Raw genomic sequence first — 18,152 nt, 5'->3', positions numbered from 1 at the left:
CACTGCTTGTCGCCGGAGATACCCTGGCGATGTTTCGGCAGCAGGCGCTCGTGCAGCGGCGCCTGTGGCCCTGTGGACGTGGCCGCGTGCCGGCAGGATGCAGCGCTGTCCCTGTACGCATACGGCGTTTCAACATCGGCATGCGGATCAATAGCGGAAGAACACCGTTTCCGCGTCGCCCTGCATGTGGATGTCCCACGTGTACGCACCGCCTGGATGCGGCTGGGCCAGCAAGGTGGCGCGCCGCTCGGCCGGCACCAGCGCCAGGATCGGGTCGCTGCCTAGGTGTGGGTCGTCGGCGAAATACAGCCGCGTCGACACCCCGCGCAAGAGGCCGCGCATGAAGACCAGCACCGTCAGATGCGCCGCCTGCTGCTTGCCGTCCGGGCCCGCCACCCTGCCCGGCTTGATGGTGCTGAAGGTAAAACGCCCGTTGGCATCGGTGGGCACGCGGCCCCAGCCGTCGAAGCTGGGGTCGTGGGCCTCGCAGCGACCGTCGGCCACATGCGCATAGATGCCCGCAGCATCGGCTTGCCACACTTCCAGCACCGCATCGGCCACTGGCGCGCCGGCGCCATCGAAGATGCAACCGCTGATCTGCACATGCGTGCCCGCGGCCTGCGCAGGTGCGATCTGTTGGCGATACAGCGGCTCCAATCCCAGCCGGTAATACGGCCCGACGGTCTGCGACGGCGTTGCATGCAGGCTCATTGTGTCACTCCCAGACAGTTTGCTTGCGACCGCGCAAGACGATGTCGAAGCGGTAGGCCAACGCGTACTCGCTGACCGCGTTTTCCCAGTCGAAACTGGACACCATGCGTTCGCGCGCCAGCGCATCGTCGACACAGTTGAAGATGGGGTCGTGCGCCAGCAGCGGGTCGCCGGGGAAATACATCTGGGTGACCAGCCGCTGCCCGATGCCATCGCCGTGCAACGAAAAATGGATGTGCGCAGGCCGCCAGGCGTTGTAGTGATTGCGCCACGGATACGCGCCCGGCTTGATGGTCTTGAAACTGTAGCGGCCGTGCTCATCGGTCAGCACCTGGCCGGTGCCGCGGAAGTTGGGGTCCAGCGGTGCATCGTGCCGATCGCCAGCGTGCTGGTAGCGACCAGCCGCGTTGCATTGCCACACTTCCACCACGCTGTTACGGACCGGCCTGCCGTTTTCGTCGAGCACGCGGCCGGAGACGATGATGCGCTCGCCCAGCGGCGCGCCACTGAACCCTGCAGTGAGATCGGCCGCGTGCGCGCCCAGCGTGAGCCGATCCAGCCGCGGGCCGGTGACTTCCGACAGCGTGACCGGCAGGTCGATCGGATCACGCGTAGGCCCTCGCAACGTGGTGGAAGCGTATGCCGGATGCAGGTAGGCCGGCTGTGTCCCGGGCCGGCTGCGGCGGTAGCCGAGCAGCGGGTCGGCGATGGCAGGTTGGTCAGCGGTGGGATCGCGCATCTTGAATCTCCGTCGGCAACAAGACGACCAGAACGACATGAGTGCAAGGGAAGGACGAGGGAGGTTGCAACAGCCGGTTCACAGGCGCTCGATCGCCAACGCCACGCCCTGCCCCACTCCGATGCACATGCTGGCCAGCCCGAGTCGCCCGTTGCCCGCCTCCAGCTGCCGCAGCAAGGTCAGCGCCAGCCGCGCGCCGCTCATGCCGAGCGGATGCCCGAGCGCAATGGCGCCACCGTTGGCATTGACGTGTGCGGCATCGTCGGCCAGGCCCAATGCGCGCGTGCAGGCCAGCGCCTGCGCAGCGAAGGCTTCATTGAGTTCGATCGCATCGAACTGCGCGATGCGCAGGTGCAAGCGCGCCAGCAGGCGCTGCGTGGCCGGCACCGGGCCGATGCCCATGTATGCCGGCTCCACACCTGCCGATGCAAACCCCAGCACCCGCGCGCGCGGCGTCAACCGATGCGCCTGTACCGCCTGCGCCGAGGCCAGCAGCAAGGCAGCGGCGCCATCGTTGAGACCGGAGGCATTGCCGGCCGTCACGGTGCCGGGCTGGCGAAACACCGGTTTGAGCTTGGCCAGCATCTCGGCCGTGGTGGTGGGCCGCGGCGCTTCATCGTGTTCGACCGTGGAGGCATCGCCGCCCTTGCGTGCTGCCACGGCCACCGGGGTGATTTCCGCATCGAAGAAACCGGCTGCCTGCGCCGCCGCCACGCGTTGCTGGCTGCGCAGTGCGAACGCATCCTGGTCTTCGCGCGCGATGGCGTACCGCTGCGCCACGTTTTCCGCCGTTTCACCCATCAGTTCGGTGCCATAGACCGCCTGCAGGCGCGGATTGATGAAGCGCCAGCCCATGGTGGTGTCTTCCAGCTGCTGGGTGCGGGCGAAGGCGCTGTCGGCCTTGCCCATCACCCACGGCGCGCGCGACATCGATTCGACGCCGCCGGCAATGGCAAGATCCAGTTCGCCGGCACGGATGCCGCGCGCTACCGTGCCGATCGCGTCCAGGCCCGAGCCGCACAGGCGATTGAGCGTGCTGCCCGGCACCGAAGACGGCAGGCCGGCCAGCAACAGACTCATACGCGCGACATTGCGATTGTCTTCGCCGGCCTGGTTGGCGCAGCCCAGGTACACATCGTCGATTGCGGCCGGCTCCAGCTGCGACTGCCGCGCCAGCAATGCGGCGATGGGCACTGCGCCTAGATCGTCGGCGCGCACGCTGGACAAGGCGCCACCGTAACGGCCGATCGGCGTGCGGATGCCATCGATCAGGTACACCTCACTCATGCCTGGGCTCCCATTGCCTGCACACCATGCGCTGCATCGGTGCGTGCCTGCAGCGCGCGCAAGGCATCCAGCTCGGCGGTACTGGGCGGCGTGGTTTGTGCAAGGTCGGCGGCGAACCGGATCGGCCACCCGGTCGCCGCGCTGACCTGCTCGCGCGTGGCGCCGGGATGCAGCGAGGTCACGGTGAGTTCGCGGGTCACGGGGTCGGGTTCCATCACGCACAGGTCGGTGACGACCACGGTCGGGCCGGCGCCGGGGAGGCCGGCGCGCGCGCGCGCATCGCCACCGTCCAGATGCCCGACCGTGGTGATGAAGTCCAACCGCGACACGAAGCTGCGTTCGGATTGGCGCATGATGATGAACACCCGCTTGGCGCTGGCGGCAATTTCCGGCGCGCCACCGGCGCCGGGCAGGCGCGTTTTCGGCGCAGCGTAGGAGCCAATCACGGTGGTGTTGAGGTTGGCGTACCGATCGATCTGCGCCGCCCCCAGAAAGCCCACATCCACGCGCCCGCCCTGCAGCCAGTAGCGGAAGATCTCCGGCGTGGAGACCACGGTGTCGGCGGTTTCGGCCAGCTCGCCGTCGCCGATCGAGAGTGGCAACACCTGCGGGCGCGCACCGATCGGGCCGGATTCGTAAATCAAGGTGACGTCCGGTGCATGCGTAAGCCGAGCCAGGTTGGCGGCAGTGGACGGCAAGCCGATACCGACAAAACACACTGCGCCATCGGGCAGGCGGCGCGCGGCAGCCACCGTCATCATCTCGTTGGTGCTGTAGGCGCTCATGCGGCCACCTGCTGCTGGGACTGTGCATACACGCGCTGAAAACCGGCGAAATCGTCGGTGTCGAGAATATGCGTCTGGATCCAGGCCTGGAACTTCGCACGGTCGCGCGCGATCGCATCCCAGGCCAGATAGAACCGATTGTCGCGCGCGTAGTAGCCATGCGCATACGAGGGCGCCGCGCCACCAGGGACAACGCAGACCGCATCGACAACCCAACGCGGCAGGATGCAGGCATTGGGCGGCGCGTCCAGGCTGTCGACGATCTCTTCCACCGTCACGATCACCTTGCGCGCTGCCAGCACCGCTTCCTTCTGCACGCCCAGAATGCCCCAGAGCAACACGTTGCCGCGGCGGTCGGCCCGCTGGGCGTGGATCACTGTGACATCGGGGTTGACGGCCGGCGAGGTGGCCAGCGTTTGGCCGGTATACGGGCACTGCAGGAACTTGATGCTGTCGTTGACGCGCGGCAGATCCGAACCGACATACCCGCGCAGCACTGCAAACGGCAGCCCCGACGCACCGGCCACATAGGCATTGGCCATATCGGCGTGGCTGTGTTCGCGAATCTGCAGCGGCTGCGGCCAGGCGTGTTCCACTGCATCGCGCAGCCGGTGCAACGAACCGACGCCGGGATTGCCGCCCCAGGAAAACCGCAGCGCTGCCGCGCAACCGGCGCCGATCAGCTGGTCGTAGATCAGGTCGGGGGTCATGCGCACCAGACGCAGCGCGCGCTTGTGCTGACGGATCACCTCGTGCCCGGCCGCATGCGGAATCAGATGGGTGAAGCCTTCCATCGCCACGCAATCGCCATCGGCGATCAGCTGCGACACCGCTTCCGCGAGAGCGACGATTTCGGCCATTGCGTTCCCTTCCAGCACAGCGAGCGTGGGGTCACGGTAGGCGCAGCCGGCAGGGTGGTCAATCCGATAATCGGTGATTCAAATCGATATTCGCACAATTTCGGCAGAGCCGTAACGCGCCCACATTGTCTCCGGTGTATACATAACTTCGCTCACAAGCAGACGCCAGCGTTGCGATGCGCGCCAACTAGCTGCAGGCCGGCGCACGCCGCGTCGCATCCAGGTTGCCTACACACCCAGGAGTCACGGTCATGTCCCAGTCCAAGCCGCTGTTTCCCCTCAATGCGTGGTACGCAGTTGCCTGGGACCATGAGATCAAGCACGTGCTCAGCCCGCGCAAGCTCTGCAACCTGGACGTGGTGGTCTACCGCACCACCGCCGGTACGGTCGTTGCGCTCGAAGACGCCTGCTGGCATCGGCTGGTGCCCTTGTCGATGGGCAAGCTGCGCGGCGACGACGTGGTCTGCGGCTATCACGGGCTGGTCTACAACACGCAGGGGCGCTGCGTGGACATGCCCTCGCAGGACACCATCAATCCCTCGGCCTGCGTGCGCAGCTTTCCGGTGGCCGAAAAACACCGCTACGTATGGATCTGGCCGGGCGACCCGGCCAAGGCCGATACGCGCCTGATTCCCGACCTGCACTGGGCGCACGATCCGGCCTGGGCCGGCGATGGCCGCACCATCCATGCCAAGTGCGACTATCGGCTGGTGCTGGACAACCTGATGGACCTGACCCACGAGACCTTCGTGCACGGCTCCAGCATCGGCCAGGACGAGGTGGCCGAAACGCCCTTCGATGTAGTGCATGGCGATCGCAGCGTTGTCGTGTCGCGCTGGATGCGCAACATCGACCCACCGCCCTTCTGGGGCGGCCAGATCGCCCGCCATCTGGACTACCACGGCAAGGTCGATCGCTGGCAGATCATTCGCTTCGAAGCACCCGCCACCATCGCCATCGATGTCGGCGTGGCCATCGCCGGCACCGGCGCGCCGGAAGGCGATCGCAGCCAGGGCGTCAACGCCTATGTGCTCAATACCGTGACCCCGGAAACTGATCGCACGTGTCATTATTTCTGGGCCTTCATGCGCAACTATGCGCTGCACGATCAATCGACCACCACCACGCACACTAACACCATCGCCGGCATCTTCGGCGAGGACGAAGTGGTGCTGGAGGCGCAGCAACGCGCCATCGATGCGCATCCGGATCACACCTTCTACAACCTCAACGTCGATGCCGGCGGGATGTGGGCGCGACGCGTGATCGACCGCCTGATCGCACAGGAACAACGCGCGCAGGATCTGTCGCTGCGCATGGTGGGCTAAGCACTTCGCATGCGGCCAGCCATGTCATCGCTCACAGCGCCGCATTGCGGCGCCATCACAGCCGGCGCCGGCCGGCAGACCTCATTGCCTGGAGCCCTTCATGCGTAAAGACACCCAGTGGCATCGCGCCCGCGTCGTCAGCATTGCCGACGCCTGCCCGGGCGTGCGCGAAATCGTGCTCGATCCCGGCACCGCTGCGCGCAGCTTCGAGGTGGGCAGCCATGTGGATTTTCGTGTGCAGCTGCATGGTCGCGACGATGTGCGCTCGTATTCGCTGGTGGGCGAACCGCGTGCCGACGGGTACTACCAGATCGCAGTGCGGCAAATGCCCGACAGCCGTGGCGGCTCGCTGCATATGTGGACGCTTGCCCCGGGCGATGTGGTGGAGATGTCGCCGCCCAGCAACAACTTCGCGCTGGATGAAAGCGGCGAGGAAATCCTGCTGATTGCCGGCGGTATCGGCATCACCCCGATCGTCGGCATGGCGCAGCGGCTGGCGCGTGGCCACCGCGCGTTCCGTCTGCTGTACGCCGGCCGCTCGCGCAGCGCAATGGCGTATGTCGACACGCTGGAAGCACTGCTAGGCGAACGTTTGCAACTGCAATGCGACGACAGCGCCGGCCCGCCGGATCTGGCTGCCGAACTGGCGCGCCTGTCGCCCAATGCCGAGGTGTATGTGTGCGGGCCGCTGGGCATGCTCGAGGCGGTACGCCAGCACTGGCACGCCGCCGGCCGGCCGCGTGCGCGCCTGCACTTCGAAACCTTCGGCAATAGCGGGCGGGTGCCGGCGCAGGCGTTCGTGGTGAAATTGCCGGGGCTGGGCCTGGAAGTGCCGGTCGCTGAAAACGAATCGATGCTGGACGCACTGGCCGACGCCGGGGTGGAGCTGATCGCCGAGTGCCGCCGTGGCGAATGCGGCCTGTGCGCGGTGGACGTGCTGGACAGCTCCGCCGATATCGATCACCGCGACGTGTTCTTCAGCGACGAGCAGCGCCGGGAGAATCGCAAGCTCTGTGCCTGCGTGTCGCGTGCGGTGGGCGGCAGCATCAGCATCGACACCGGCTATCGCAGCGAGCTGGGCTGAGCCGGCATCCGGCCGGCTGCGCATCGTCCGGCGGTTGCGGTCGATACCGGCTTCAGCGAGCAACGCGTTTGCGGCGCCCGCGTTTCATCGGCACGACCCACTGCGTGTCCACGCGTTGCTGCCCACCTTCTCGTTGGCGCTTCAGCACGCACACACCGAAGGCGGCGATCTTTACCGAGCCCTGGCCGAGCCTGCCGGGTAATCGTATGCCTCCAGAACCGTGCAGCCTCAGCGCAGCGCGTCCGGCATGTCGCCACGCGTGCACCGCTTCAGGCCGATGTTCGCCGGCAAGCCCCTGTCGCGCTCAGCGTGCACCCCGCCGTGTTTGCATCCTCACGCGTATGCGCGATCATCTGCGCATGGAGTCGACTCACTACAGGACGGTCCCGGCGCCGGCGTTGAACCCGCGCCAGGAGCAATTGGTGGCGCTGGTGCGGCAGCAGGGCTTTGCCGAGGTCGAAGGTTTGGCCACACGCTTCGAGGTGACGCCGCAGACCATCCGCCGCGATCTGACCTTGCTCTGCGATGCCGGCGTGCTGCGCCGCTATCACGGCGGCGTCAGCATGCCCTCCAGCGTGGAGAATCTGGCCTACACCGCACGCAAAGCGCTGCAGGCCCGCGAAAAGCAGCACATCGCCGCACGTGTGGCGCGTTTCATTCCCGACGATGCCTCGCTGTTCATCAACCTGGGGACCACCAACGAAGAAGTCGCACGCGCGTTGCTGCAGCACCGCGGGCTGCGCGTGATCACCAATAACCTCAACGTGGCGGTGATGCTCAGCGCCAACCCCAGTTTCGAGGTGATCGTGGCCGGCGGTGTGGTGCGCGGGCGCGACCAGGGCGTGACCGGCGAGGCGACGGTGGAGCTGATCCGCCAGTTCAAGGTGGACTTCGGGGTGATCGGCATTTCCGGTATCGATCTGGACGGCACCCTGCTGGATTTCGATTACCAGGAAGTGCGCGTGGCGCAGGCCATCATCGAGCACTCGCGGCACGTGCTGCTGGCCGCCGATCACAGCAAATTCGGTCGCAACGCCATGGTGCGGCTGGGCGCCCTCGCCCAGGTGCACGACTGGTTTACCGACCGGCCGCCGCCGCAGGAGTTGGCGAGCGTCCTGGCCGAGGCCGGTACCCGGGTGCACCTGGCGGACGCGGACGGAACCGCCTGAGTTCGATGTTCGTTTTTGAGCGTTTTTACGCGATAGCCGCCGAAAACCATCGGGCCAGCTAGGTACGCCATCTCTTAATCTGCTCTTTCATCGCCGATTCGCGCGTACGTCACCGCTGATACTAAAGCTGTCCATCTTCACGCCCCCGCAAGGTTCGATGTTCGAATATGTTCGAACATGACAACTTGGGTTCGCTCATCAGCGCGCCCGGACGGAGGCACCGATGGGCGAGATGTACGATCTTCTGGTAATCGGCGGCGGCATCAACGGGGTCGGCATTGCCCGTGATGCGGCCGGGCGCGGTCTGTCGGTGTGCCTGTGCGAGCAGGACGACCTGGCCGCGCATACCAGCAGCGCCAGTACCAAACTCATTCACGGCGGCCTGCGCTATCTGGAGCAGTACGAATTCGCGCTGGTCGGCAAGGCACTGGCCGAGCGCGAAGTGTTGCTGCGGCTGGCCCCGCACATCATCTGGCCGTTGCGCTTCCTGCTGCCCCACCAACCGCACCTGCGCCCGGCATGGATGATCCGCGCCGGGCTGTTCCTGTACGACCATCTGGGCGGCAGCAAGCGCAGCCTGCCACGCTCGCGGCGGCTGTCGCTGCGGACGCACCCGGTCGGTGCGCCGCTGCAGGAATCGTTGCGCACCGGCTTCGTGTATTCGGACGCCTGGGTGCAGGACGCGCGGCTGGTGGTGCTCAACGCGATGGACGCCGCCAGGCGCGGCGCCAAGATCCACACGCGCACGCGCTGTGTCGGCGCCTGGCGCGATGCCGGCTTCTGGTATGCCGAGCTCGAAGACCGCGAGGGCCGCCGCCGCACGGTGCAGGCGCGCGCGCTCGCCAATGCGGCCGGCCCCTGGGCAGTGGCGTTCCTGGACACCGTGGCCTCGGTGCCGCACGAACACGCATTGCGGCTGGTCAAGGGCAGCCATATCGTGGTGCCCAAGCTGTTCGATCACGACCATGCGTACATCTTCCAGCAACCGGACCGGCGCATCGTGTTCGCCATCCCCTACGAGCACGACTTCACCTTGATCGGCACCACCGACGTGGACTACGAAGCCGACCCCGCCGCGCCGAAGATCGATGCTGCCGAGGTGCAGTACCTGTGCGATGCGGTGAACCTGTATTTCCAGCAGCAGATCTCCCCCGCCGATGTGGTGTGGAACTACAGCGGCGTGCGCCCGTTGCTGGACGACGCCGAAGACAACGCAGCCGAAGTGACCCGCGATTACCAGCTGGAAGTGGTCACCGAGGGTGCGCCGTTGCTCAACGTGTTCGGCGGCAAGCTGACCACCTATCGCAAGCTCGCCGAAGAGGCAGTGGACCGGCTCACCCACGCGCTGGGCGCACGCAAGCCGGCGTGGACCGCACATGGGGAGGCATTACCAGGCGGCGAGCAGCGCGATATCGCCAGCCTGCTGGAACGCGTCGGCCGCGCGCGCCCCTGGCTGCCGGCGGCGACTGCGCAGCGGCTGGTGCGCAACTACGGCACCTGCGCCGAACAACTGCTTGGCGATGCGCAGAGCCTGGCCGATCTGGGCACGCACTTCGGTGCGGACCTGTACCAGGCCGAGGTGGATTACCTGCGCCAACACGAATGGGCGGTGGCTGCCGACGATATCCTGTGGCGGCGCAGCAAGCTCGGCCTGCGGATCGATGCGGCCGGGCGGCAGCGCCTTGAAGACTATCTGCAGACGCAGCCGATCCGGCAACGCGATGCCGTTTCTGCTTGAACACACCGCGTTGCCGGCGAGGACGGGTCGCCCGGCAACGTATTCCGGCGCTTCAGCCAGCGTCACCCAAGTCACGTGGAGGGCACCCCAGATGAGCATCACCGACCACCGCTGCGCGCGAGCAAGCGCGCTGCACGCTGTTTTCTGCATCTTCGACCTTGCGGGCATGCACGCATGAGCCGGCAACTCGTAGGTGAGTTGATCTCCGAGGCGGTCGCGATGTTCATCATCATCGCGCTCGGCGATTCGGTGGCGGCGATGTACATCCTGTACGACCCCAGCCCTTATCAAAACGCCTATTGGGGCGTGTGTATCGCCTGGGGCCTGGCGGTGACACTGGCGATCTACGTGACCGGCTCGGTGTCCGGTACGCACGCCAATCCGGCGGTCACGCTGGCGCTGGCACTGTTCCGCGGTTTTTCCTGGAAGAAGGTATTGCCCTACTGGTTTGCGCAGGTGGTCGGCGCATTCCTGGGCGCGGCCATCGTCTATCAGTTGTACGGGCCGGTGATCGATCACTTCAACCAGGTGCAGCAGCTCACCCGCGAAGCCGGCGGCGCAGCCGGGGTGTTCTTCACCGCACCGGGGCTGGCGGTCACGCCGATGCATGCACTGGTCGACCAGATCATCATCACGGCGTTCCTGATCTTCGGCATCTTCGCCATCACCGAGCAGTTCAACGAGGCCGCACCCACTGCCAACTCCGGCGCGTTGATGATCGGCTTGCTGGTCGCCACGCTGGGCGCGTCGATGGGCTATCTGGAGGCCTGGGCGATGAACCCGGCGCGCGACTTCGGCCCGCGCCTGTTCGCGTATTTCGCCGGCTGGGGCGAGGCCGCGTTGCCGGCCAAGGACAACTATTGGTGGATCCCGATCGTTGGCCCGTTGATCGGCGGGCCGATCGGCGCGCTGGCCTATCAGTGGCTGATCCTGCCATTCCTGCCGGCGCGGGTGCGCCATCTGCAAGGCGGCAGCAAACCGCTCGATCCACTGTGATGGTGCTGCGCCAAGCCAACAATCACGCTGACGACGCGTGAAGTTACCTGTGGCCAAACCCTGATGGCCACGCGGCGTCATCGCCTGCACCGACCTTTCTCGCCGTGCGCCAATGCCGGCATTGTTCGAGGAATTTTCGATGGAAAAGCAGTACGTCCTTGCGATCGATCAAGGCACCACCAGCTCACGCGCGATGTTGTTCGACCGCCAGGGCAAGGTGGCCGGCGTGGCGCAGCGCGAATTCGGCCAGATCTTTCCGCAGCCGGGCTGGGTGGAACACAACCCGCGCGAGATCATGACCAGCGTCTATACCACCATCACCGAACTGCTCAACAACGCGCAGATCGATGCGCGCGCGATCGCCGGGATCGGCATCACCAACCAGCGCGAGACCGCGGTGGTGTGGGACAAGGCCACCGGCCAGCCGATCTACAACGCCATCGTGTGGCAATCGCGGCAGACCAAGGACATCTGCACCCAGCTCAAGGAGGCCGGGCATGAGCAGATGGTGCGCGAGAAGACCGGCCTGCTGATCGATGCGTATTTTTCCGGAACCAAGGTCAAGTGGATTCTCGACCACGTCGAAGGCGCGCGCGAACGCGCGCAGAAAGGCGAACTGGCGTTCGGCACCATCGACAGTTGGCTGATCTGGAATCTCACCGGCGGCAAGGTGCACGTCACCGACTACACCAATGCCTCGCGCACCATGATGTTCAACATCCACACGCTTGAGTGGGATGCTGAACTGCTGGCCATGTTGGACGTGCCTGCGCAGATGCTGCCGGACGTGCGTTCGTCCAGCGAGATCTATGGCATGACCCAGACCCAGTACTTCTACGGCGAACAGGTGCCCATCGCCGGCATCGCCGGCGACCAGCAGGCCGCGTTGTTCGGCCAGGCCTGCTTCGAACCGGGCATGGCGAAAAACACCTATGGCACCGGCTGTTTCATGCTGATGAATACCGGCGACAAGGCGGTGGCGTCCAAGGCCGGTTTGCTGACCACGATTGCCTGGGGCATCGACGGCAAGGTCGAATACGCGCTGGAAGGCGCGATCTTCGTTGCCGGCTCGGTGGTGCAGTGGCTGCGCGATGGCTTGCGCATGCTGGGCAAGGCCAGCGACTCGCAAGCCTATGCCGAGCGTGCCGGCGACAACGATGGCGTGTACATCGTGCCGGCCTTCGTCGGCCTGGGCGCGCCGTACTGGCGCAGCGACATCCGCGGCGCGGTGTTCGGGCTGACGCGTGGTACCACCAAGGAACACTTCGTGCGTGCAGCAGTCGAATCGATGGCCTACCAGACCCGCGACGTGCTCACCGCGATGCAAAGCGATTCCGGCATCGAGCTGAAAGAACTGCGTGCCGACGGCGGCGCCATCGCCAACGACTTCATGGCGCAGTTCCAGAGTGACATTCTCAATGTGCCGGTACTCCGCCCGGAAGTTGCGGAAACCACTGCGCTGGGTGCGGCGTATCTGGCAGGGCTGGCAACTGGATTCTGGGGCAGCCGCGAAGAAATCGCCAAACAGTGGGCCGTGGATCGTCGCTTCGAGCCGGCCATGGCCGACGACAAGCGCCAAGCGCTCTACGCCGGCTGGCAGCAAGCAGTGGAAGCGACGATGGGATTCCGCATCAGCTGACACTGGGGCCGCCAACACGGCAGCGCCCACCGTGAGGTGGGCGCTGTGATGAGCTCATCTTCGAGCGTCGAGGACACACGCAGGGCCACGCAACGCAGCCTGGTGTGCAGCGGTGGTTACTGGCTGCCGGTGCTGGCACGTCCGGCGATGGTGTCCGGGTCCCAATGTTCCTTGATCAGGCCCTTCTCGATCCGGAACATGTCGAACCAGGTGGTGGTGTACGTGGTGCCGGGCTTATTGGGGTTGGGTAAGGTGCGCACCGACACCAGGGTGACCAGATCGCCATCGGCGGTGAGGGCGACCAAGGGCAATCGCACCCGCGGCTGCACTGGCGTCGGCTTCACGAATGCCGTCAGGAAGGCGATAAACGCATCGCGCCCATTGGCCACGTTCGGATTGTGCTGGATGTAGTTCTTGTCCATGTACATCGGCGCGTACTGCACCTGGCCAGCCTCGAACACGGTGCGCCAGAAATCGTAGACCAGCCGCTTGTTTGCAGTTTCATACCAGGTGCTGCCGAGCAGCATCTTCTGATGATCGGGATTGGCCGTTACCGCGGTCTGCGCAAACGCAGCCATTGGCGCAACCAGCATGACCAGCAACAAGGCACGGGAGAGCAATTTCTTCATGGAGTACTCCTGGGTGGAGAGTGGCAGTGCGCTCATCGGGGATGCCAGCAACGTGTCCGTTGAGCGGGGGAAGACGCGCGTGCGCACAGCTGCATTAACGCGTCATCGCCACCCTACCGGTGCCGTTCACCGGCCCGCTAGCCGCCTGAGCATGCACCTGGGCACTTGTGCAACCGTTGGTGAGAAAAACATCACCATGTGGTGAGCGCCAGCGTGCTGCTGCACCGTGTACAGAATGGACCCGGGGTGTGGCGGTCGAGCAGGCGATGACCGCAATGGAAGCAATGCATGTGCGCTGACGCGCATCATTCAAGCCGGTTTGGGGAAGCGCTGTTGTGCGCACGCATCGCACTTGCGCAGCCGAGGCGACATCGAACCAGGATGTCCACCTAGAAATCCGCTCCGCGGCGTCTGCTAGTTCGCAATCACCAATGCGCCATCAGTCCGATAGCGCGGCCAACGGGAGACCTGCATAATTTTCCGCCAGCGTCGCGCGGCCCGCCTCGCTACCGAGCAGATAGTCCAGCTCCGCTCCGTGCAGCCGCGCAGTGAATGCGTCTTCGTCATCGAAGCGGTGCAACAGGGTGGTCATCCACCACGAGAACCGTTCGGCCTTCCACACACGCTGCAAGGCCAAGGTCGAATACTGTTCCAGCACACCGGCATCGCCGCTTGTCTCCCAACGCTCGAACAGCTGCGCCAACAAGCCGACATCGCCAAGCGCCAGATTCAGCCCCTTGGCGCCGGTGGGCGGCACGATATGTGCAGCATCGCCAGCCAGGAACAAGCGGCCATACTGCATCGGCTCGGCGACGAAACTGCGCAGCGGTGCGATGCTCTTCTCGATCGATGCGCCGGTGACCAGTTGCGCCGCCAACGCAGGCGGGAGCCGTGCACGCAACTCGTCCCAGAACGCCTGATCGCTCCAGGCCTCCACCTGCGCGCTGGCCGGCACCTGGATGTAATAGCGCGTACGGGTGGGCGAGCGCATCGAACATAGTGCAAACCCGCGCCGGTGACGTGCGTAGACCAGTTCTTCGTGCACGGGTGGCGTATCGGCCAGCACCCCGAGCCAACCGAACGGGTACACGCGCTCGAACAGGCGCAGCCGCTCGGCGGGGATGCTGGCACGGCTGACGCCGTGATACCCATCGCAGCCGACGATGTAGTCGCAGTCAAGACGCCTGCGCTGGCCGTCTTGCGTGAACTCCACTGCAGGCGTGGTGCCTTCCACATCGCACAGGGCCACGTCCTGCGCGTTGTAATGGGTAGGTGCCCCGCTGCGCTGGCGCGCATGCATCAGATCGGCGGTGACCTCGGTCTGCCCATAAACGGTGACGCCGCGGCCGCAGCCGCGCAGCAGATCGATGCGCTCGCGCTGACCGTCCAGGGACAATTCGAAGCCGTGATGCAGCAAGCCTTCGCGCTGCAACCGCTCGCCGACGCCGGCGCGCTGCAGCAGTTCCACGCTGCCCTGCTCCAATACCCCGGCGCGGATGCGCGCCAGCACATGCTGGGGCGTCTGCCGCTCGACGATGACGCAATCGATGCCGGCGAGCCGCAACAGTTCTCCCAGCAACAGGCCCGATGGCCCGGCGCCGATGATCGCAACCTGCGTTCGCATGCACTGCTCCTGGCCTGGATGGCGATGCGTGCAGTGTCGGTAGCCAAAGCACTGCGTTGAAGGGATGATTGCGTGCAGTCCTTGGACTTTTCGACGATGGCCACATCCGTGCCCGACACTGCCGCAGTCCCTGCCTTCGGCTTGTACGGCGAGCAACACGCCGATGCCGCCGAATTGCTGCATTGGGAATCGATTGCCGCACGCAGCCGGCTGCACGACTGGCAGATCGTGCCGCACCGACACGAGGATTTGGCGCAACTGGTCTATGTGCAGCGCGGACCGGCCACCCTGCAGCTGGATGGGCGCACCCAACGCCTGCGCGGTGCCAGCGTGGTGTGGCTTCCGCCGCTCTGCGTGCATGGCTTTGCCTTCGACCCGGCAGTGCGTGGCCACGTCATCACCATGTGCATGCCGCTGGTCAGGACGGCGCTGAACGCTGCGCCGTTACTGCAACAGGTCATGGCCGCGCCAGCCGTTGTGCACGCCCAGCATGCGCGCAAATGGCTGGATGTGTTGTTTGGCAGCATTGCGCAGGAACACGCACGCCGGTCGATCGGCGATGACCTCGCAGCGCAGGCCGCAGCGGCGCAGCTGGTCATCTGGATGGCGCGTACGGCACTGGAGCGGGCCCGGCATGCCGCAGCGATCAGCCCGCAGGCAGACCCGGCGCTGCGCCACCTGCGCGCCTATCAAGGCTTGATCGACCAGCACTACCGCGCCCACTGGCCGATTTCCCGCTACGCCGATCAACTCGGGTTGACGCCCGGTCACCTAAACGCGTTATGCCAGCGCCTGGCTGGCGCCTCCGCACTGCAGTTGTTGCAGCGCAGGATCATGCTGGAAGCACGCCGCACCCTGCGTTACACCAGCCTGAGCGTGCAACAGATTGCCGCCAGCCTTGGATTTTTCGACGCCGCCTATTTCAGTCGCTACTTCGCACGGCACGCCGGTTGCTCGCCGACGCGCTTTCGGGCCGGTCAGTAGGAGCGACCAGCAGAACGACTTCGCTCACTCGCTGCGCGCGTAGCAGGGAGAACGTTCTGCAGACCAGCTGCAGGGTCCTTGCCCACCCACCATCGCAGGACACGCTGCACGTGGCGAGGGCACCGCGCGCTCGACCAGTGAAGCCTTTGCCTGCATCCAGAACTGATGCAACACCGCACCAAAAATCCAAGGCAATGGCCGGGCACGTGACCGCCATCCATACAGCGATGGAGAGGCCGAGCCAGCCGCCCCATCCCCAAGCCGTTGCGATCAGAACGGATACTGCGGTACTTCGCTCTTGATCGTCAGCCATTGCCAGTGCGTGTACTGCTCCCAATCGGCGGGGCCGCCGACGCTGGTGCCGTTGCCCGACGCACCGGTGCCGCCGAATGGATTGACGACTTCGTCGGCCACCGTCTGGTCGTTGATATGCAGCAGGCCGGTGTGCAACTTCTCGCCCAGGGCCAGCGCGCGCGAGACCGATGCCGACAGGATGCCGGCCGCCAGCCCGTACTCGCCCTGGTTGGCCAACTCGGCAGCGTCGTCGTCGGTGTCGAACACGGTGATGTTGATCACCGGGCCGAACACTTCTTCGTCGAACGCGCGCATGCCAGGACGCACGTTGGACAATACGGTCGGCGCATAGAACAGGCCTTCATGGGTGGCGCCGGCCTCCACGACCGCGCCGGCTGCAACGCTATCGTTGACGATGTCGACGACGCGCTGCAGCTGGCGTTGATCGATAATCGGGCCCAATGCCACGGTGCCGCTGACCGGGTCGCCTACCGGCAAATGGCGCGCTTTTTCGGCCAGCCGTTGGGTCAGTGCCTGCGCCACGCTGCGGTGCACCAGCACACGCCCGGTCGCCATGCAGATCTGGCCCTGGTGCATGTAGGCGCCGAACGCGACCGCCGAGGCAGCCTTGTCCAGATCCGCGTCGTCGAGCACGATCACTGCGTTGTTGCCACCCAGTTCCAGCGAGACTTTCTTCAGATGGCGGCCGGCAATTTCGCCGATGCGGCGGCCGGCGGCCGTGGAGCCGGTGAACGCAATCATCGGGACATCCGGTGATTCCACCAGCGCCTGGCCAATCTGCGCATCGCCATGCAACACGTGCAGCAGGCCCTTGGGCAGGCCGGCTTCTTCGAACACCTGGGCGATGATCACGCCGCCGGTGTAGGGCGTGCGCGGGTCGGGTTTCAGAATGACCGCGTTGCCCATCGCCAGCGCCGGCGCCACCGAGCGCAGCGACAGAATCAACGGGAAATTGAACGGCGAAATCACCCCAATCACGCCCAACGGCAGGCGACGCGCAAGGCTGAGTTGACCGGATGCGGTCGGCAACATCTGGCCGCTGGCCTGCAACGGCATTGCGGCAGCCTGCTGGTAGAACACCACCGATTCGTCCACCTCGCGCTGGGCCTTGGGCAGGATGCCGCCGGTTTCGCGCGCAATCAGCAACGTGGCTTCGGCACTGCGTGCCTGCATCGCCTGCGCAGCACGATGAAAGACGGCTGCGCGTTCGCGCGGCGGTGTTGCAGCCCAGGCACGCTGCGCCTGCTTGGCCTGTGCGATGGCAGCGGCGACATCGGTCAGGTCGGCCTTGCCCACTTCATGCAGCAAGGCGCCGGTTGCCGGCTCATGGATGGGCACGCTGCCACCGCGACCGGGCACCCAGTCGCCATTGAAGATGCAGCCATGCCACGCGGGCGTGTCGGTCGCAGCGGCGGTTGCGCTGGTAAGGGCATTCATGGTCTAGCCTCCTGCTAAAAACGTGTGGGGATTACAGCGTGGTGGAAGCCAGCCCGCCATCGATCGGCAGGGTGATGCCGTTGATCCAGCGGGCTGCGTCGGATGCCAGAAACACGATGCCCTCGGCCACTTCATCGGCATAGGCCGGGCGGGTCATGCGCTTGGCGTCTGCCTTGACGCGTTCCTCGCCGAGCATGGCAGCAAAATCGCCCAGGATCGGGGTGAACACCGGGCCCGGAGAGACGTTGTTCACGCGCACGCCGTGGTCGGCGAACCAGGGCCGCGATTGCAGCAAGGTCCACACGATCAAGGCCTCTTTGAAGTATTGGTAGCAGGTGTCGTGCGCCACCGGATGCGCCGCCAGCCACGCGCGGCCGCTTTCGAAGCTGTCGGTTGCCGCCAGCTGCTTGTGCAGGTCCAGACGCTGCGGCCATTCGGCGCCCAGGATCGAGGCGACATTGATGATGGAACCGCCCGGCACGATGCGTGGCAGCAACCCCTGGGTCAGATGGCGCAAGCCCAGATAGTTCACCCGCGCCACCACATCCAGCGGCGCGGTGCCCGGCACGCCGGCAATGTTCGCCAGGGCATCGATGTGGTCCGGCAACGCCTTCACCAGGGCATCGATGGATGCCGGGTCGCCGAGATCGGCCTGGTGAAAGCCGTGCAGGGTCATCTGCACGGGCGTGCGATCGACCCCGATCACCTTGGCACCATGAAACCGCGCCAGCCGTGCGACCTCCGCGCCAATGCCCGACGCCACGCCGGTCACCACGATCGTCTTGTTCTGCAAATTCATCGCCATCCTCCAAAGGAGCCAGCCGTGC

At 65.6% G+C, this 18,152-nt stretch carries 16 protein-coding genes; 7 read left to right on the top strand and 9 right to left on the bottom strand.

What is annotated here, in order from left to right:
- Positions 1–147 precede the first annotated feature (147 nt).
- The 5 genes from pcaG to ACCQ07_RS01825 form a co-directional block, all read right to left on the bottom strand.
- Entirely contained in the window at positions 148–711 is a 564-nt protein-coding gene (gene pcaG / locus ACCQ07_RS01845; protein WP_008577957.1) for a protocatechuate 3,4-dioxygenase subunit alpha, read from the bottom strand.
- Between the two features lie 4 nt (positions 712–715).
- Positions 716–1,450 (bottom strand): protocatechuate 3,4-dioxygenase subunit beta, encoded by a 735-nt coding sequence (pcaH, locus tag ACCQ07_RS01840; RefSeq protein WP_008577958.1) that lies wholly within the window; start codon positions 1,448–1,450, stop codon positions 716–718.
- 78 nt (positions 1,451–1,528) lie between these two features.
- Positions 1,529–2,737, bottom strand: coding sequence for a 3-oxoadipyl-CoA thiolase (gene pcaF / locus ACCQ07_RS01835; protein WP_372165024.1), 1,209 nt, complete (start codon positions 2,735–2,737; stop codon positions 1,529–1,531).
- On the bottom strand, positions 2,734–3,522 hold the full coding sequence (locus ACCQ07_RS01830) for a CoA-transferase subunit beta (protein ID WP_014089108.1): 789 nt from the start codon (positions 3,520–3,522) through the stop codon (positions 2,734–2,736). Before ACCQ07_RS01830 ends, pcaF begins: the two co-directional genes overlap by 4 nt.
- Positions 3,519–4,382: a CoA transferase subunit A gene (locus ACCQ07_RS01825; RefSeq protein WP_029818387.1), complete on the bottom strand. Its 864-nt coding sequence runs from the start codon at positions 4,380–4,382 to the stop codon at positions 3,519–3,521. Before ACCQ07_RS01825 ends, ACCQ07_RS01830 begins: the two co-directional genes overlap by 4 nt.
- A gap of 251 nt (positions 4,383–4,633) precedes the next feature.
- Between ACCQ07_RS01825 and ACCQ07_RS01820 the strand changes: the two genes are divergently transcribed.
- The 6 genes from ACCQ07_RS01820 (at position 4,634) to glpK (ending at position 12,336) form a co-directional block, all read left to right on the top strand.
- Positions 4,634–5,710: an aromatic ring-hydroxylating dioxygenase subunit alpha gene (locus ACCQ07_RS01820; RefSeq protein ID WP_372363724.1), complete on the top strand. Its 1,077-nt coding sequence runs from the start codon at positions 4,634–4,636 to the stop codon at positions 5,708–5,710.
- Between the two features lie 100 nt (positions 5,711–5,810).
- The gene (locus ACCQ07_RS01815; protein ID WP_008577963.1) at positions 5,811–6,794 is read left to right on the top strand and encodes a PDR/VanB family oxidoreductase; all 984 of its coding nucleotides are present in this window, start codon (positions 5,811–5,813) and stop codon (positions 6,792–6,794) included.
- Positions 6,795–7,135: 341 nt separating this feature from the next.
- Positions 7,136–7,963 (top strand): DeoR/GlpR family DNA-binding transcription regulator, encoded by an 828-nt coding sequence (locus ACCQ07_RS01810; protein ID WP_008577964.1) that lies wholly within the window; start codon positions 7,136–7,138, stop codon positions 7,961–7,963.
- A 223-nt stretch (positions 7,964–8,186) separates the two neighbouring features.
- Positions 8,187–9,701: a glycerol-3-phosphate dehydrogenase gene (gene glpD / locus ACCQ07_RS01805; protein WP_338334686.1), complete on the top strand. Its 1,515-nt coding sequence runs from the start codon at positions 8,187–8,189 to the stop codon at positions 9,699–9,701.
- Between the two features lie 174 nt (positions 9,702–9,875).
- Positions 9,876–10,697, top strand: a complete 822-nt coding sequence (locus ACCQ07_RS01800) for an MIP/aquaporin family protein (protein WP_008577967.1) — start codon at positions 9,876–9,878, stop codon at positions 10,695–10,697.
- Positions 10,698–10,836: 139 nt separating this feature from the next.
- Entirely contained in the window at positions 10,837–12,336 is a 1,500-nt protein-coding gene (glpK, locus tag ACCQ07_RS01795) for a glycerol kinase GlpK (protein ID WP_057682097.1), read from the top strand.
- A 116-nt stretch (positions 12,337–12,452) separates the two neighbouring features.
- Here the strand turns inward: glpK and ACCQ07_RS01790 are convergent, their stop codons facing one another.
- On the bottom strand, positions 12,453–12,965 hold the full coding sequence (locus ACCQ07_RS01790; RefSeq protein ID WP_372364110.1) for a nuclear transport factor 2 family protein: 513 nt from the start codon (positions 12,963–12,965) through the stop codon (positions 12,453–12,455).
- Positions 12,966–13,404: 439 nt separating this feature from the next.
- Positions 13,405–14,589 (bottom strand): 4-hydroxybenzoate 3-monooxygenase, encoded by a 1,185-nt coding sequence (gene pobA, locus ACCQ07_RS01785; RefSeq protein WP_218533840.1) that lies wholly within the window; start codon positions 14,587–14,589, stop codon positions 13,405–13,407.
- 96 nt (positions 14,590–14,685) lie between these two features.
- On the opposite strand from pobA, the gene ACCQ07_RS01780 reads away from it, so the two are divergent.
- Entirely contained in the window at positions 14,686–15,573 is an 888-nt protein-coding gene (locus ACCQ07_RS01780) for a helix-turn-helix domain-containing protein (protein ID WP_372165016.1), read from the top strand.
- A 270-nt stretch (positions 15,574–15,843) separates the two neighbouring features.
- Here ACCQ07_RS01780 and ACCQ07_RS01775 read toward each other — a convergent pair whose 3' ends face one another.
- Together ACCQ07_RS01775 and ACCQ07_RS01770 are read right to left on the bottom strand one after the other, a co-directional pair.
- The gene (locus tag ACCQ07_RS01775; protein ID WP_372165014.1) at positions 15,844–17,325 is read right to left on the bottom strand and encodes a benzaldehyde dehydrogenase; all 1,482 of its coding nucleotides are present in this window, start codon (positions 17,323–17,325) and stop codon (positions 15,844–15,846) included.
- A 31-nt stretch (positions 17,326–17,356) separates the two neighbouring features.
- The gene (locus ACCQ07_RS01770; RefSeq protein WP_014089098.1) at positions 17,357–18,124 is read right to left on the bottom strand and encodes a coniferyl-alcohol dehydrogenase; all 768 of its coding nucleotides are present in this window, start codon (positions 18,122–18,124) and stop codon (positions 17,357–17,359) included.
- Between the last annotated feature and the right edge of the window lie 28 nt (positions 18,125–18,152).

The organism is Xanthomonas sp. NCPPB 3583 (assembly GCF_041475715.2).
GTDB lineage: Bacteria > Pseudomonadota > Gammaproteobacteria > Xanthomonadales > Xanthomonadaceae > Xanthomonas > Xanthomonas euvesicatoria.
Note: the sequence above shows the minus strand (reverse complement) of the source record. Positions and strands in the feature narration are given on the sequence as shown.